General features: G+C 65.8%; 11 protein-coding genes. All 11 read right to left on the reverse strand.

All coding sequences use genetic code 11. From position 1 onward, the window contains the following. Positions 1 to 3: 3 nt before the first annotated feature. The 11 genes from iolD to Q8M85_RS22130 all read right to left on the reverse strand — a co-directional run bounded on the left by iolD (position 4) and on the right by Q8M85_RS22130 (position 15,982). On the reverse strand, positions 4 to 1,830 hold the full coding sequence (iolD, locus tag Q8M85_RS22080) for a 3D-(3,5/4)-trihydroxycyclohexane-1,2-dione acylhydrolase (decyclizing) (protein WP_305548798.1): 1,827 nt from the start codon (positions 1,828 to 1,830) through the stop codon (positions 4 to 6). Next, positions 1,827 to 3,734: a 5-dehydro-2-deoxygluconokinase gene (iolC, locus tag Q8M85_RS22085; RefSeq protein ID WP_305548801.1), complete on the reverse strand. Its 1,908-nt coding sequence runs from the start codon at positions 3,732 to 3,734 to the stop codon at positions 1,827 to 1,829. The genes iolD and iolC overlap by 4 nt, the downstream gene beginning before the upstream one ends. A 75-nt stretch (positions 3,735 to 3,809) precedes the next feature. Then, positions 3,810 to 4,628: a MurR/RpiR family transcriptional regulator gene (locus Q8M85_RS22090; protein WP_305548804.1), complete on the reverse strand. Its 819-nt coding sequence runs from the start codon at positions 4,626 to 4,628 to the stop codon at positions 3,810 to 3,812. 152 nt (positions 4,629 to 4,780) lie between these two features. Further along, positions 4,781 to 5,878: an ABC transporter substrate-binding protein gene (locus Q8M85_RS22095; RefSeq protein WP_305548806.1), complete on the reverse strand. Its 1,098-nt coding sequence runs from the start codon at positions 5,876 to 5,878 to the stop codon at positions 4,781 to 4,783. Positions 5,879 to 6,146: 268 nt separating this feature from the next. Further along, on the reverse strand, positions 6,147 to 7,328 hold the full coding sequence (locus tag Q8M85_RS22100) for a transporter substrate-binding domain-containing protein (protein WP_305548809.1): 1,182 nt from the start codon (positions 7,326 to 7,328) through the stop codon (positions 6,147 to 6,149). A gap of 286 nt (positions 7,329 to 7,614) precedes the next feature. Continuing rightward, positions 7,615 to 9,849 (reverse strand): serine/threonine-protein kinase, encoded by a 2,235-nt coding sequence (locus Q8M85_RS22105; RefSeq protein WP_305548812.1) that lies wholly within the window; start codon positions 9,847 to 9,849, stop codon positions 7,615 to 7,617. 318 nt (positions 9,850 to 10,167) lie between these two features. Next, complete coding sequence (locus Q8M85_RS22110) at positions 10,168 to 11,445, reverse strand: amidohydrolase family protein (protein WP_305548815.1); 1,278 nt, start codon at positions 11,443 to 11,445, stop codon at positions 10,168 to 10,170. Further along, positions 11,445 to 12,392 carry an ABC transporter permease gene (locus tag Q8M85_RS22115; protein ID WP_305548818.1) on the reverse strand — a complete coding sequence of 316 codons (948 nt, stop codon included), beginning with the start codon at positions 12,390 to 12,392 and terminating at the stop codon, positions 11,445 to 11,447. Before Q8M85_RS22115 ends, Q8M85_RS22110 begins: the two co-directional genes overlap by 1 nt. Further along, entirely contained in the window at positions 12,389 to 13,432 is a 1,044-nt protein-coding gene (locus tag Q8M85_RS22120; RefSeq protein ID WP_305548821.1) for an ABC transporter permease, read from the reverse strand. The genes Q8M85_RS22115 and Q8M85_RS22120 overlap by 4 nt, the downstream gene beginning before the upstream one ends. Continuing rightward, a complete protein-coding gene (locus Q8M85_RS22125) occupies positions 13,422 to 14,972 on the reverse strand; it encodes an ABC transporter ATP-binding protein (RefSeq protein WP_305548824.1) in 1,551 nt (516 codons plus the stop codon). Before Q8M85_RS22125 ends, Q8M85_RS22120 begins: the two co-directional genes overlap by 11 nt. Continuing rightward, entirely contained in the window at positions 14,969 to 15,982 is a 1,014-nt protein-coding gene (locus Q8M85_RS22130) for a BMP family protein (protein WP_305548826.1), read from the reverse strand. Before Q8M85_RS22130 ends, Q8M85_RS22125 begins: the two co-directional genes overlap by 4 nt. Positions 15,983 to 16,128: the final 146 nt, after the last annotated feature.

A 16,128-nucleotide genomic window follows, 5' to 3' on the forward strand; every position in this document is an offset into this window, starting at 1 on the left:
TCCTCAGTTGAGAAGCCACTGGGCCTTGGTGCCCGCTTCATAACCCTTGCGGGCCTCATTCACTTCCTTGCGGTCAGACACTTCGGGGACGGCCACGTCCCACCAGGTGCCACCCGCGCCGGTACCAGGCATCGGGTCGGTGTCGATAACGATCACCGTCGGGATGCTGGCCGACTTGGCCTTCTGCATCTCGGCCTCCAGCGCGTCGATGCTGCCCGCCTTCACCGCATTGGCCCCCATGGCCAGCGCATGGGCGACGAAATCGAGGTTGGCCTCGTTCACGTGATAGCTGTCGCGCAAAAGGTTGTTGAACGGCGCCCCGCCCGTTGCCGCCTGCAGCCGGTTGATGCAGCCATAACCCCGATTGTCGGTCAGGACGACGGTGAAGGGGATGCCCATCATCACCGCCGTCGCAAGTTCGGAATTCGCCATCATGTAGCTGCCGTCGCCGATCATGCAGATCACGTCGCGCTGGGGCAGGGCCATCTTGATGCCCATAGCACCCGCAATCTCGTACCCCATGCAGGAGAAGCCGTATTCCATGTGATAGCCGCCCTGGGCTGCGCGCCAGAGGACATGCAACGCGCCCGGCATGGTGCCTGCCGCGCACATGATCAGGCTTTGCTTGCCAGCGTTGCGATCCACCGCGCCGATTACCTGCGCGTCGGTCGGCAGGTCGTTGCCCTTGGGGGCGGCGAAAAGGCCATCGGTGGTCTGGAACCACTTGGTACGGGCGCCGAAGTCGGGTTCGGCGAAACGTTTGGACCCTAGCGCGGCGCTAATCTTCTGGAGAGCGACTTTGGCATCCGAAACAAGCGGTTGCGCGGCGCGCTTGTGGGCGTCGAAGCCGTGGATGTTGATCGACAAGAGCTTGCGGTCGGGGTTCGAGAACACGGTCCACGAGCCGGTGGTGAAGTCCTGGAAGCGGGTGCCAACACCGATCACCAGATCGGCCTTCGCGGCCAGTTCATTGCCGCAGCCGGTGCCGGTGACGCCGGGTGACCCAAAGTGCAGCGGCTCCTCCCAATCCACCGCGCCTTTCCCGGCCTGGGTTTCGACCAGCGGGATATTGTGCGCCTTGGCGAAGTCGAGAAGGCTCTGCTCCGCGCCGGAATAAAGCACGCCCCCGCCCGCAACGATCAGCGGGGCCTGGGCCGCCTTGATCGACGCGACGGCGGCTTCCAGTTCGCGCTGGTCAGGCTCGGGGCGGCGAATGTGCCAGACGCGCGGCTGGAAGAATTCGACCGGGTAGTCGTAAGCCTCGGCCTGGGTGTCCTGACAGAAGGCGAGGCAGACCGGGCCACAGTTCGCCGGGTCGGTCATGACGCGCAAGGCGCGCGGCAGGGCGGTCAGGATATGCTCGGGCCGGCTGATCCGGTCGAAATAGCGCACGACGGGGCGGAAGCAGTCGTTGGCGCTGACGGTGGCATCGTCGAAATCCTCGATCTGCTGCAACACCGGGTCCGGCGCGCGGTTGGCAAAGACGTCGCCGGGGATGAACAGGACGGGAAGGCGGTTCACATGCGCCAGCGCGGCGGCGGTGACCATGTTGGTTGCCCCCGGCCCGATGGAGGACGTCACGGCCATCGCGTTCCGGCGGCCCTTCGCCTTGGCATAGGCGATGGCGGCATGGGCCATCGTCTGTTCGTTCTGGCCCCGATACGTCGGCAATACGTCCTTGTGGGCATGCAGCGCCTCGCCGATCCCCGCGACGTTGCCGTGGCCAAAGATCGCCCAGACGCCCTCGATGAAGCGGCTGCCGTCTTCGGCCTGCTGGACGGACAGCCAGCGGACAAGGGCTTGGGCGGCGGTCAGGCGGATCGTGGTCATTTGCTTGCTCCCTCGCGCACCTTGTCCCACAGGGCAGCAAGGCGGGCATAACGGTCGGACATCATCTGGACGGCGGCGGCATCGGTCATCTCTCCCTTCAGCCAGCCGCGTGCGGCGTCGCCAAAGATCGTGCGGCCAATGGCGAAGCCTTTCACCAACGGCTGCTTCGCGGCAAGCTGCAACGATGCCGCAAGGTCGGCTTCCGAGGCATCAAGCCCAAGGACAACGATCCCGCGCACATGGGGGTCGTTCGTCGTGATCGCCGCGCAGGCGTTTTCCCAGGCAGCGTCGGTGGCGAAGGGTTCCAGCTTCCACCAGTCGGGGTAGACGCCAAGGTCATAGAACCGCTGGATAATCTGCGCGCTGGTCTGGTCGTCGGTCGGGCCGACCTTCGACGGGATGATCTCCAGAAGCATCTCCAGCCGGTTGCGGCGGCAGGCGTGGAACAGGCGGCGGACGGTGTCCTCTTGCGCGGCCTTGGTCGCGGCGTCGTCGTCGGGATGAGTGAAGCACAGCACCTTGACGACATGGTCCAGCGGCCATTCCTGCAACCCGCCGAAATCCGGGCCAAGTTCCGGCTCCAGCGTCAGGGGGCGCGAGCCGGGCCATTCCACGGGCCGCCCGATCCACAGGCCGGTTCCGGCCGCCTGGAACAGGGCATCGCGGCCGAGGCGGCTGTCGCAAAGGACGCCGTAGCCGGGCTGGCCATCGGCAACCTGAAGGGCCGCCTTCAGGCATAGCTCCTTGAACGCGCCGATCTTTTCCGGGGTCGCCCCCTCCATCTGTTCAAGCTGCATCCGGTGGTCGAAGGCGAAGACCCGCATCGTCGACCAGTCCTTGTGACGGTTGGTCGCCCAATGGACCTGCTCCAAAGCCGCGTCCTTGCGCAGGGCCTTTTCGACGACCCCGCGGTGCAGGAAGAACTGCAACTCCTCCCAGCTGGGATAGGCGGGCGTACAGCCGTGGCGGCTGACGGCAAAGGCGCCGCAGGCGTTGGCGTATTTCAGCGCGACCGGCCAGGGTTCGCCGTCCAGCCAGCCCTTGATCAGGCCCGACATGAATCCGTCGCCCGCGCCAAGCACGTTGAAGACTTCGATCGGGAAGCCGGGGCCGGTTTCGCCATCGTCAAGCGAATCCGGGACCGCGCCGGTGAAGGCGACGGCGCCCATCGGGCCGCGCTTGCAGACAAGGGTGGCCTTCGAGACTGCCCGCACGGCGCGCAGGGCGGCGATGGTGTCGGTGGTGCCGCCGGCGATGTGGAATTCTTCTTCCGTCCCGACGATCAGGTCGAAGTAGTGCAGCGTCGATTGAAGCTTGGCCGTGACCTGCGCGGATTCGATGAACCGGCTTTCCCCGTCACCATGTCCCGCCAGACCCCAGAGGTTCGGGCGGTAATCGATGTCCAGCGCGGTCTGCAGCCCATGCTTGCGGGCCAGCGTCAGGGCCTTCAGGACCGCCGCCTCGGTCTTCGTGTTGGACAGATGCGTGCCGGTCGCGACGACCGACCGGGCTTCGGCAATGAAAGCCTCGTCGATGTCGTCCTCGCACAGGGCCATGTCGGCACAGTTTTCCCGGTAGAAGATCAGCGGGAACTGCTTGTCGTCGCGGATGCCCAGCAGGACCAGCGCCGTCAGGCGTTCGGGGTCGGTCCTGACCCCGCGCACGTCGACGCCTTCCTTTGCCAGCTCCTCGCGGATGAAACGGCCCATGTGTTCGTCGCCGACCCGGGTGATCAGTGCCGAGCGCAGCCCCAGCCGCGCGGTGCCTGCGGCCATGTTGGTGGGCGAGCCACCGATGTATTTTTGGAACGACCCCATATCCTCCAGCCGCCCGCCAACCTGGGCGCCGTAAAGGTCGACCGAGGAGCGGCCGATGGTGATAACGTCAAGCGGTTTGTGGGACATCGAAGGCTCCGTCAGCGCGGGCGACTCGGCCCGGACAATGGAACGAATATTCTATTTCTCCGAGTCAGGGAAGAGTTAAGTTTCGCGCCGCGCCGCCACGGCAACGGCCAAAGCAAGCGCCAGTGCAATGACTGCCGAAAGCGACCGGAACGCGCCAAAGTCGATTTCGGTCACGGTCAGGACGGTGTCTGCAAGGCCGGAAAGCTGGCTTGCAGGCGGGTCGGTCAGCGCCACGACCGGCAACCCGCGATCCCGCGCCTGGGTGACAAGGGCAAGGGTCTCTTCCGAATAGGGCGCGAAGGTGATCGCAAGAAGCGCGTCCCCCGGCTGCAGGGTCGACCGATGCCCAAGCCCCGCGACCCCGTCATGCAGGACGGCCGGCACCCCCAGCTTGTCAAAGACATAGGCCAGGTAAGAGGCGACGGGGAACGACCGGCGAAACCCCGCAAGGTGGATCGTCCGCGCCTGGGACAAGGTCGTAACAGCTTGATTCAAGGCGGTTTCGTTCAAATCCCGCGCCAAAGCCTCCATCGACTGACGCCCTGCCTCGACGAATTCGGCGACCAGCGTCGCTGGCTGGCCCGCCCCCCCCGCCTTCAGGTTCGCCAACCGCGTCGCGTAGTCCGGCGCGGCGCGGGACAGCGCCTCGCGGAACAGGCGCTGCATCTCGGCATAGCCGGTGAACCCCATGATCTGACAGAACCGCATCACCGCCGACGGCGGCACGCCAGCCCCCTGCGCGACCTGCGCAACGGTGGACAGAGCGATGCGGTCAAGGTGTGTCGCCACATGATCGGCACATTGCTGCAAGCGGCGCGGCAGCTGGCCGTTCAGGGTGTGAAGCCGGTCACGGAAGTCTTCGACCGACTGCGGCGCATCGCGGGATCCGGGCAAGACTTCGCCTTTGGGCATGATCGTTCTATCGGCTGCTTGTGGCGCAGCATAGCACACAGAACGAATGTTCCAAGTCCGAAAGCCGCGACACAGCAAGAAGCCCCGCGCCGGGGGCGGCGCGGGGCTTCCTGCAAGCGATGCGTCAGTGGGGGTTACTGCTGCTTCAGCTTGTTGTGCTCGTCCAGGCCGGTGGCGACAATGTCGTACCATTCGCCGGATTCGCGCATTTCGGTGATCCCGCGGTTCAGCATGGCGATGTAGACCCGGCCCCGCGGATTGCTCTTCGAGGTCAGGAAGTGGTACGAGATGAAGGTTGCCAGCGCCGGGTTGGTCGAAACCTTGTCGGTCACGCCCAGCTCGGTGAAGTTGGCAGCCGAGGTTTCGGTTTCGATCGAATAGATGTCGACCTCGCCCTTCATCAGCAACTCGGCGCAATCAAGCGGGTTCTTGGGCGCCACGAATTCGACGACGGGCGGCACCAGACCCTGCACTTCCAGGTCGCCTAGCGGCCAGGCCTCCGGCCGGCAGATCTTCGCGCCCGAATATTCGTCGAAGGACCGGGCGTTGGCATACTTGCTGTCGGGCAGGGTGTTGAACGTATAGGCCGCCTCGTAGATCGGCAGCGAAAAGTCGAATTCGGTGCACATCCGCGCCGAGAATTCGCCCAGCATGTCCAGCTTGGAGCAGTCCGGGGCTTCCCATGCGATCGACACGTCGAACGCGCCCGAGGGCAGCAGCACATCGATGTGCGACATCCAGTCGTCGACGTAGGACACCTGGTAGCCGCGGTCGTTGCCGCCGCGCTGCATTGCGGTTGTGGCCATGCGGGTGAATATCCCGCCGCCGGTCAGCGATTCATCTGTGAACGGCATCCAGTTGTTCGAGGTGACGAACTTCAGCGGCGGCTCGTAGACGTTAGACTTTGTGCGGGTGGCTTGCTGCTGCTGCGTCTCGGTCTCGATGATGGTGCTCAGCGCCTGGTCGGGGCTCAGGCGGCCATCCTCGCACGGCAGGATCAGCTGCAGACCGGCCGGCAGGCTTGCCGGGTTCGCTGCAAGGGCGTCACGGTTGGCGTTGAAGATCATCTGATAGTCGAACGTGCCATAGGCGGTCTGGGCGATCGTGCCGAGTGTGTCGCCGTCCTTGACAGTGTAGGTGGTGCAAGCTTCCTGAGCCGAGGCGATGACGGGCAGCGTGATCATGGTCACCGCCGCGACGGCCAGCCTCTGAACATTCTTTGCGGTTCTCATGGGGCGAGTATCCTTCTGAAGGCCATATACGCTGCAAGAAACCAGCAGATACCGAAACAATACCAATATTGTTGCACCATATGGTTGTAGTGATGGCACGAATGTGGCGAAGCCGTGGTCAATCGGTTTCCCGGACGGCAGCGCCCCGACAGCCCGCAACAGTGAAGCCTGCCGTGCGTCTAGGCGGCGGAGACAGCTGGAAATCAGCGGCCGATATCCGCGAGAAACCCTGGATGGTCGCTGCTCTTTTGTTGCCAGCATGGAAACTCTACTCCGTCCGCCCGTCGCCTTGGGCCAAGGCAGTCGAGACGATTTCATACCATTCGCCGGATTGGTACATCTCGATCAGACCGGCATCGAGCTGTCCGATCATGGCAACGGCGCGGGGGTTCGACTTGTGGGCGATCACATGCAGGCTCAGCAGCGTCGCCAGGTGCGGGTTCTGCTCGATCCGGGCGGTCAGGCCCAATCGGGCCGCAGCCGCATCGCCGACTTCGGCGTCGATGGCGACCAGATCAACTTCGCCCGCAGCCAGCGCCTTGAAGCAGTCGGTTGCCAGCGGCAGACGGACCAGCGTCACGGTCGACGCGGTCAGCCCCGTCGCATCCAGCACTCCGGTGGTATATCCCTCGGGTCGGCAGATCCGCTTGCCTTCGTAGTCGGCATAGCTGGTGACAGCACCAAGACCGCTGTCGCGCAGCGCGAAGAAGCCGTCGACGATCTCGTAGAAGGGGCCAGAGAACACGAAGTCTGCGCAGCGCATCTGGTCACCAGGAGAGAGCGTCTGGGGCGCTTCGCAGGCGGGGCGGATCCAGGGGAAGCTAAGGTCATAGGCCCCCGAAGGCAGCAGTGCATCGATATGCGCCTGCCAGTCGTTGATGAAGGTCAGCGTGTAGGGGATGTTCGGATCGGCGCGGAACACCGCCATTTCGGTCAACTGGGTCATCATCCCGCCACCGGGCAACATCTCGTCGGCAAAGGGGGCGTAGCCGTTTCCGGTCACGAAAGAGATGGGCTTGGACGTCGGGGCCGTCGCAGCGGCGGGCGTTGCGGCGACCGGGGTGACCTCTGCCGGGGCCGCAGCCTCGACCGCAGCCTCGGGTGTTACAGCCTCGGGGGCCGCTGCAGTTTCGGCGACGATGGCAGGGGTGGCATCAACGGCAGGCTCTGCCAAGGCAGAGGCAAGCGGAGCCGTTGGGTCGTTCGGATCGCAGGGAATGACCAGAGTCGAGCCGATCTCGATCAGGTCCGCCTTCGCGCCGATGGTGGCGACATTCGCCTCGTAGATCACGCGGTAAAGGTCCGAATCGCCATAGGCCGCCCGGGCGATGAAGCGCAGGTTGTCCCCGGTCGCGACCGTATAGGTCGAGCAGGCTTCCTGCGCCAATGCAGTCGCGCTGGTCAGCAGGACCGCGGTGCAGCCGAAGGTAAAGGTCCGCGCAAATCCCATCTCTCTCTGCTCCTTTTGCCGGTCGGTGCGGGGTGGGCGGTGCTGCCGCCCGTGCTGAAGACCGGGGTCGATTTTCTGTTCAGGCTCCGGTGCCGGCAATTTCAGTCCGCGGCATTCGGATGCCGGGTTCCCGACTTTGTGGGGCTGGACCGCATTGCCGCCTGCGACAGGGCGGCAACCAGGGGATCAAGAGGCGTGACACCAGCCGGGCGCGGTGGCACGACAGGCCCAAAGAGTTGCGACCGAGGTCCGGCCGGGTCCTGCAAGGCGGCCTGATGCGACCCCATCATTGGCCTCCGTCCGGTACAAGCCGCATCGTCGCTGCGGCGACCTTGCTGTCGCGGATGATCGAGAATTCGGTTTCCGTGACGCCAGTGTCGACCAGCGCGGCAAGAACCTTCTCCAGCGAGGTGGCCTCGTCCAGCGGGGTTGTCGTGGTCTTGTCGCGGAACAGCGTATCACCGGGCTTCAGCGTGGTCGTTTCGGGCCGGGCCACGGTGGTGATCTCGGTCTTCCAGACCCCGTCCACCACCGACGTTCGCGCGCTGACGCCGTTCGCCAGGCTGATGATCCGCACGGCGTCGACGGTCAGAAGATCGATCTTCTTTTGCAGATCGGACCCGGCGTATTCGACCACGACCCGTGCCTTGCCATCTGGGTCGACCTGCATGGCGTTAAGGATGACCGTCGTCAGCGTCTTTGCCGTCGGCGTGGGCTTGCCGTTGACCGCATAGATCAGCAGGCCCTGCTGCAACCACCCCCCGGTCGCAGCGCGGTCCAGCCCGGGCGACAGCCTTTGGACGATCGTCAAGGGCTGGCCACCGATCACGCGGTCATCGGCGGTAAAGGGAAGCTCCACATCCCAGACCGCGAAGGCAACCTGGCTCGCGGCGGGTTTCGGTCCTGCGACTGGGGCGGGTGCGGCTTCGGCCACGGCGGCAACCGTTTCTGCTGCGACCACGGGTTCTGCGGCGACCTCGGGGGCACTGCTCGCCGCGACCACCGGAGCGACCGGAGTGTCAGCAGGCTCTGCGGCCGTCGCGGTCAGGACCGCCGTTTCCGTCACCTCGGCAGCGGTCGTTTCACCGTCATCTGCGGGCGCAGGCGGGGCTGCGGCCTGTTCAGTCGGCAGGGGGTCAGCTGCGGGCCCACTTGCGGGCAGATCGCTGGTCGCCGTGCTGGACGCAGCGGGTTCAACTGGTGCTGTCGGTGCCACCTCGGGCGTGAGCAGCGCGGCCGAAGCCGTTTCAAGCGTTGCCGTTCCTGTCGCGGCGGGTTCTGAAGACTGGATCGCGGTCCGGGTCGCAGTCTGGGACGATCCCGCAGCCGCAGCCGTGTCGCCAGCGGGCGCCCCGGACTTGCCCAGCATCACATAGCCACCCGCGACGACGACAAGTGCCACCGCGATGCCTGCCACCAGCTGCACCGGGCTGCGCCCCCGCGCGACCGGGGGAAGGGCAGGGACCGTTTCCAGCGGTTGCGAGACCGCCTTGGCCGGCGCTTTCGGTCCCTCGGCAGAAGCCCCGCTCTGGAACTCGCTGACCAGACGATGCACCGCATCATCAACCGAGCCTGCGGACCCGGGGGCGCCGGGGGCCTTGTGATACATCGCCAGCCAGTCTGACGCCGTCTGTACCCGCTGCTTGGGGAGCGCGCTCATCGCGCAATCGATCGCCTCCAGAAAGCCCGCCGGGTAGCCCGCGAAGCGCCCCGTCAAGGGCAGGTAGGGGTCCGGTCGTTCCTCGGCCAGCGCCGCAAGCCGCGCCTGCCCGTTCACCGGCGCCTCGCCCGAGATCAGGTGATACAGCGTGGCACCCAGCGCGTAGAGGTCGCTCCAGGGCCCCTGTTCGGACCCCGCGATGTAGAACTCTTGCGGCGAATAGCCGTCCTTCACCACCCGTAGCGCCGACATCGCCCGCGTGGTCTTGGACGCATGTTCCCGCGCCGCGCCAAAGTCGATCAGGATCGGCTCGCCGGCCTTGTTGATCAGTACGTTGTCGGGCGAGATGTCGCGGTGCAGCATGTCGTGGTCGTGGATGAATCCCACCGCTGCCAAGAGCTTGTCGGTGATCCGCACGATATGCTCGGGCTGAAGCATCTCGCCTTCGCCGTCGATGATCTGCTGCAGGTCCAGCCCGTCGATGAAATCGATCGCCATATAGGCGGTCCCGTTGTCCTCGAACACCTGGTGCACGGCCACGATGTTCGGATGGACGATCTTCGCCAGATTCCGCGCCTCTCGCACGAAAAGCTGGATCACCGACCGCAATTCCGCCGTGTGCGCCCGCGACCGCGCCGCGACCATGATCTTTGACCGGCGACAGACCGACGAGGGGAAGCACTCCTTGATCACCACATCGCGGTCAAGGCTGTCCTTGGCCAGATAGGTGATGCCAAAGCCGCCACTGTTGATGTAGCGGGTGATCGTGTACTGGCCCTTGAGAAGCTTCGCGCCGGGCTGCAGTTCGTCGATGAGGTCGTCCGCCTCTTCCACGGGATCGGCCACCTTCTGCTGCGCCATGTCGTTCACCCTTCCCAAACTGGTGCGACGTCAATTCGGCTTTTGCCAACGCCTGACAGCACGCTCGGCGGCCGGTCCTGCGGGGCAGGGGGCATCGTCCACACAAGCGCACCAATCCTCAGCTTCCGTGATGGTTGTGGATGAGGGCGAAATTGGGGCGCTCAAGAGGAGATTTGAAGGTTGGATTGCCACAACTTCTGCGGGAGAGCATTTGCTACTCTATTGCGCAAGCGCATGCATGGTCTCGCGGCACTACCAGAAAATCCCGGTGAAAAGGCGGACTTGCAGGACGCCGCCAAGGGCGAATCGGGCCGTTGGTCAGGCCTTCGGTTGCAGCCGACGGCGGACGCTGTCGGGGCGGCCCGCCAAGGCAAGTCGGGCATCATTGCGGTGACGTTCCGCCACGACCTTGCCCCGCGACACAACCACAAGGCGGTCCGGCCGCAGACGCAGCGCCTCGATCGGGTTGCCGGCGTCCAGGACGACCAGGCTGGCACGACATCCGGGGCGCAGGCCGTAGTCCGAAAGCCCCATGATCTGGGCGTTGACATCGGTCACCATCGTGAAACAGCGCGCCATTTCAGCAGGATGCGTCATCTGCGCCACGTGCAGGCCCATGAAGGCCACGTCCAGCATGTCCGCCGTGCCCAGCGAATACCACGGGTCCAGCACACAGTCCTGCCCCCAGCCCACCGGGATGCCCAGGGCCTGCATTTCCCTGACCCGGGTCAGGCCGCGCCGCTTGGGGTAGGTGTCATGGCGGCCCTGAAGCGTGATGTTTATCAACGGGTTGGGGATCGCAGTCATGCCGCTTTCGGCAATCAGCGGCAGCAGTTTCGAGACATAATAGTTGTCCATCGAATGCATGCTGGTCAGGTGGCTTCCCGCCGCCCGACCGCCCAGGCCATGCCGGGTCACCTCGCGCGCCATTGTTTCCACATGGCGGCTATGCGGATCGTCGGTCTCGTCGCAATGGACGTCCCACATCAACCCGCGCTCGGCCGCGATGCGGGCAAGGTCGCGCAGGGACTCGGCCCCTTCTTCCATCGTGCGCTCGAAATGCGGGATGCCGCCGACGACATCGACGCCCAAGTCCAGCGCCCGAAGCACGTTCTGGCGGCCGGTCTTGCTGCGGTAAAGCCCGTCCTGCGGGAAGGCGACCAGTTGCAGGTCAAGGTAGGGCGCGACGCGGGCCTTGACCTCCAGCATCGCCTCGACGGTGCGCAGGTGGTCGGGCGTGGTGTCGACATGGCTGCGGATGGCCAGAAGCCCCATCGACACCGCCCAGTCGCAGTAGGAGACCGCGCGGTCGACCATTTCGTCCACAGTGGCCATGTCCCGCAACTCGCCCCACAGCGCGATGCCTTCCAGAAGCGTCCCCGACCCGTTCACCCGGGGCAACCCGTAGGACAGCGTCGCGTCCATATGGAAATGGGGATCAACGAAGGGCGGCGTTACCAGGTCTCCGCCCGCGTCGATCACCCGGCCCGCCTCGGCCTCCAGCTTGCCCACCGCTGCGATCCGGTCGCCGGTGATGCCGACGTCGGCCACCGTCCCGTCGGGCAGGGTTCCGCCCTTGACCAGAAGATCGAACATCAGCGTTCCCCCTTGTTGTAGGGCACCATCAGCGCCGCTGGCACCTCGGCCCGGCGCGACATCAGGATCAGCGCCAGGATCGACAGGATGAAGGGCAGGGCCAGGAAAAGCTGATAGGGCAGGACCACCCCCAGCTCTGTCTGTTGCAGCCGGATCTGCAAGGCATCGAAGGCCGCGAACAGGATCGCCCCCAGCAGCGCCTTGCCCGGTTTCCAGGCCCCAAAGACGACCAGGGCCACACAGATCCAGCCGCGACCGTTGACCATCTCGAAAAAGAAGCTTGAGAACGCCGACAGCGTCAGGAACGCGCCACCCACCGCCATCAACCCGGACCCGACTATCACCGCCCCCATCCGCAGGCCCGTGACCGACAGCCCCTGCGCCTCGACCGCCGCCGGGTTTTCACCCACGGCGCGGACGGCCAGACCCAGCGGAGTACGATACAACATGAGCGCCACGATCCCCGCGACGGCAAAGGCCGCCCAGGTCAGCGCGGTCTGCGAGAACAGCGCCTCGCCCAGCCAGGGCAGGTCGGAAAGGATCGGGATGTCAAGGGGCCGGAACGGGTCGATCTTCGGCGGACTGGTGACCTCGGGCAGCATAAGCCGGTAAGCGAACGAGGCCGAAGCCGTGGCAAACAGCGTCACTCCCAGCCCCACGACATGCTGCGACAGCCCGAAGGGCACGGTGAGGGTGGAATGGAGAAGCCCGAACAGCATCCCCGCCGCCATCGCCACCGCGACCCCGCCCCAAAGCGGCATCCCTTGGTAGACCGCCATCCAGCCGGTGAAGGCGCCGATGACCATGATCCCCTCGATGCCCAGGTTCAGCACGCCCGCCCGCTCGCAGATCAACTCGCCCATCGTTGCCAGGATCAAGGGCGAGGCGATGCGGATCACCGCCGCCCAGAAGCTTGCGGACAGCAGGATGTCGATGATCTCGCTCATCCCCGCACCACCCGGACTTTTGTCAGAAGGATCGCCAGCACCATGAACAGAAGTGCGGTCGCCAAGAGCATGTCGGCGATATAGGTCGGCACGCCCGCCGCCCGGCTCATCGCGTCCGAGCCGACGAAGATCCCCGCCACGAAGATCGCCGTTACCACGACGCCCAAGGGATGCAGCAGCGCCAGCATCGCGACGATGATGCCGGTATAGCCAAAGCCGGGCGACAGGTCGGACGACAGATGCCCCTTCAGCCCCGCCACTTCGGACCATCCCGCCAGCGCGGCCAAGCCGCCGGACAGCAGCGCGGTCTTCACCAGCACCACATTGACCGGCATCCCCGCGAACCGTGCCGCCTCGGGATTCTGGCCCACGGCGCGGATCTCGAAGCCCAGCGTGGTGCGGGTCTGGATCACCCAGACCACGACCGCCGCAAGGATCGCCAGCGCAAAGCCCCAGTGCAGCCGCAGGCCATCGACGATCCGGGGCAGGCGGGCCTCGGGGATCAGCGGGGTCGATTTCGGCCAGCCCATGCCACCTGGGTCCTTCATCGGGCCCTCCAGGAGGTAGCTGACAAAAAGCAGCATGATGAAGTTCAGCAGAAGCGTGGTGACCACCTCATCCACCCCCAGCCGCGTCTTCAAAAGCACCGGCCCCAGCAGCAGCGCCGCGCCGCCCAGCATCGCGGCCAGGGCGGAGACGGGAAGCACCCACGGGCTTCCCAGCGCCCCGGTGCCCAGCACCACAGCCATGATGGCCCCCGCATAAAGCTGCGCTTCGGCGCCGATGTTCCACAGCTTGGCGCGGAAGGCGACGGCAACGGCGAGGCCGGTGAAGATCAGTGGCGTCGCCCGGTTCAGCGTCTCCAGCACCGCAAGGCGCGACCCCAGCGCGCCGGTGGCGATCTGGCCCAGGACGGCAAAGGGGTTGGCCCCCGCGACCAGCGCCAGCAGCATCGCCACGCCCAGAGTCGCAACCAGCGCCAGCACGGGCAGGCCCAGGCGGCGGACAGGCGAGGGGTTGGCGATCGGTTCAAGCCGCATGCGCGTCCTCGAATTTCTGCCCGGCCATCCACAGGCCCAGGTCCCGCGCCGCCATCGTGCCCCGGGCAAAGGCGGGCGACAGCCGCCCTTCAGACATCACATGAATGACGTCCGACAAGCCCATGATTTCGTCCAGGTCCTCCGAGATCAGCAGCACTGCGGCTCCCCGGTCTCGTGCCGCGATCAGCTGGCCTTGCACATAGGCAATCGCGCCCACGTCAAGCCCCCGCACGGGTTGGTTGGCCAGAATGATCGTGGGTCCCACCGCCTTTGGACCACCCGCCATCGCGCGCCCAAGGATCAGCTTCTGCATATTGCCCCCCGACAAAAGCCGGATGCGCGTGGACGGCCCCGGACAGCGCACGTCGTAGCGACTGATGATCTCTTCAGCAAAGCCCCGCGCCGCGCGCCAATTCATCCAGCCGCGCTGCGAAAAGCGGGTCCGATACGCCTCCAGCACCGCGTTCTCGGTCAGGTCGAAATCGGCAATGCTGCCCTGGTGGTGCCGGTCTTCCGGTATCCGCGCCACGCCGCGCGCCAGCGCCTCGCCAGGGGTCCAGCGCGTGACCGGCGTGTCCTTCACGAGGATTCGGCCCGACGCGGGCAGCGCCAGTCCGCCGACGATCTCGGCCAGTGCCGCCTGCCCGTTGCCCGACACGCCCGCCAGCCCGGTGATCTGCCCCGCCCGCAGCTCCAGCGTGACCGCCTGCAGCCCCGGTGCCGCCCCCCGGCCCGGGGTCGAGACCCCCTCCAGCCGCAGCAGCACCGCTCCCGGCTCCCGGGCCTCGGCCCGGGGCAACGACAGCTCTCCCCCGACCATCAGCGCCGCCAATGCGCCCTTGTCGGTGGCGTGGGTGTCGACCTCGCCCACCACGCGGCCGTGCCGCAGCACGACGCAGCGGTCGGCGATGGCCATGACCTCATGCAGCTTGTGGCTGATGAAGATCACCGACAGCCCCAACGCCGTCGCCTTGCGCAAGGTGGCAAACAGCGCCTCGGATTCCTGCGGCGTCAGGACCGCTGTCGGCTCGTCCAGGATCAAGACCCGCGCGTCTCGATACAGTGCCTTCAGGATCTCGACCCGCTGGCGCTCTCCGACCGACAGCCGCCCGACCTTGGCATCGGGATGCACCGCCAGCCCGAAGTCGCGCGACAGGCGTTCCACCTTTTCCCGCGCGCCTCCGTAAGACCGGGACCAAAGCCCCTCGGTCCCCAGGCGAATGTTGTCCAGCACCGTCAGGTTGCCCGCCAGCGTGAAGTGCTGGTGCACCATCCCCACCCCGGAGGCCAGTGCTGCGCGCGGGTTGCCGGGGGGCAGGGGCTGGCCAAAGACCTCGACCTCACCCGCATCGGCCACATAGTGACCGAAAAGGATGTTCATCAGCGTGGTCTTGCCCGCACCGTTTTCCCCAAGCAAGGCCACGACTTCCCCGCGCCGCAGGGTCAGCGACACCGCGTCGTTCGCGGTCAGTGCCCCGAACCGCTTGGTGATGCCGTCGAGGCGGAGGACGACCTCCGCCTCCGTCCTTCCGGGCGTCACGACGATTTCGGCTCGGTGTCGTCGATGGTCACGGTAAAGCTGCCGTCCATGATCGCCGCCTGCTTCTCGGCCACCAGCGCCATGACTTCGGCCGGAACCTTGCCCTCGAAGGTGCCCAAGGGCGCCATCGAACAGCCGCCCACGTTCATGTAGGAATAGACCCCGTAGTTGTCGGCCTTGAAGGACCCGGCCTGGATCGCTGCCACCGCCGCGTTCAGCGTCGGCTCGAAGTGCCACAGGGCCGAAGTGACGACCGTCTCCGGGTAATCCGGCTGCGTGTCGATCACGTTGCCGATCGCCAGAACGCCCCGCTCTTTCGCCGCATCGGATACCCCGAAGCGTTCCGCATACAGCAGGTCCGCGCCGCCATCGATCATCGCAAAGGCGGTTTCCTTGGCCTTGGGCGGGTCGAACCAGGACCCGATGAAGCTGACCTGGAATTTCGCATCCGGCTTCACCTCGCGCACTCCGGCCATGAAGGCATGCATCAGCCGGTTGACCTCGGGGATCGGGAAGCCGCCGACCATGCCGATGTTGCCCTGGGTCATGCCGCCCGCGACGATCCCGGACAGATAGGCCGCGTCCTGGATATAATTGTCGAAGACGGCAAGGTTCGGGTTCGCGCCCGCATCCGGCATGAAGGACGACCCCAGAAGGAAGGCCACGTCCGGGTATTCCGCGCAGACCTCGCGCGCTTCGGCCTCGGCCCCGAAGATTTCGCCGACGATCAGCTTGACGCCCGCCTCGCAGTATTCGCGCATCACGCGCGGGTAGTCGGTGTTCGCGACGTTTTCGGTGTAGGTGTAATCCACCGTGCCCGCCGCCTTCAGCGCCTCGGCGGCGATGTGGATGCGGCTGACCCACTGCTGTTCAACCGGCACCGTGTAGATGCCCGCCATCTTGATCGGCTCCTGCGCCCAGGCTGCAAGCGGCAGGCTGGCCGCGGCCAAGGCCGTCCCGCCGCCCAGAAGCAGCCCGCGCCGCGATACCGTGAAGGTTCCCGTGGTCATTCTCTATCCTATCCCGTTGGTGGTTGTGATTTTTACCAAGAGGTAAAACTCAATCCCGATTCGGCACAAGCGGCACGCGCCGGGCAGCGCCGCCGGATCCGGCGATTGCACAATGTTTCGGCAGAACAGGGTTTGGTTTCGGCAGA

The organism is Tabrizicola sp., from assembly GCF_030694085.1.
Taxonomy (GTDB): Bacteria; Pseudomonadota; Alphaproteobacteria; order Rhodobacterales; family Rhodobacteraceae; genus Tabrizicola.

Bases quoted from the DNA above. Each gene is read 5' to 3' on its own strand.
- Q8M85_RS22130 (WP_305548826.1), bottom strand. From the start codon at position 15,982: ATGACCACGGGAACCTTCACGGTATCGCGGCGCGGGCTGCTTCTGGGC.
- iolD (WP_305548798.1), bottom strand. From the start codon at position 1,830: ATGACCACGATCCGCCTGACCGCCGCCCAAGCCCTTGTCCGCTGGCTG.
- Q8M85_RS22100 (WP_305548809.1), bottom strand. From the start codon at position 7,328: ATGGGATTTGCGCGGACCTTTACCTTCGGCTGCACCGCGGTCCTGCTG.
- Q8M85_RS22115 (WP_305548818.1), bottom strand. From the start codon at position 12,392: ATGAGCGAGATCATCGACATCCTGCTGTCCGCAAGCTTCTGGGCGGCG.
- Q8M85_RS22110 (WP_305548815.1), bottom strand. From the start codon at position 11,445: ATGTTCGATCTTCTGGTCAAGGGCGGAACCCTGCCCGACGGGACGGTG.
- Q8M85_RS22095 (WP_305548806.1), bottom strand. From the start codon at position 5,878: ATGAGAACCGCAAAGAATGTTCAGAGGCTGGCCGTCGCGGCGGTGACC.
- Q8M85_RS22105 (WP_305548812.1), bottom strand. From the start codon at position 9,849: ATGGCGCAGCAGAAGGTGGCCGATCCCGTGGAAGAGGCGGACGACCTC.
- Q8M85_RS22120 (WP_305548821.1), bottom strand. From the start codon at position 13,432: ATGCGGCTTGAACCGATCGCCAACCCCTCGCCTGTCCGCCGCCTGGGC.
- iolC (WP_305548801.1), bottom strand. From the start codon at position 3,734: ATGTCCCACAAACCGCTTGACGTTATCACCATCGGCCGCTCCTCGGTC.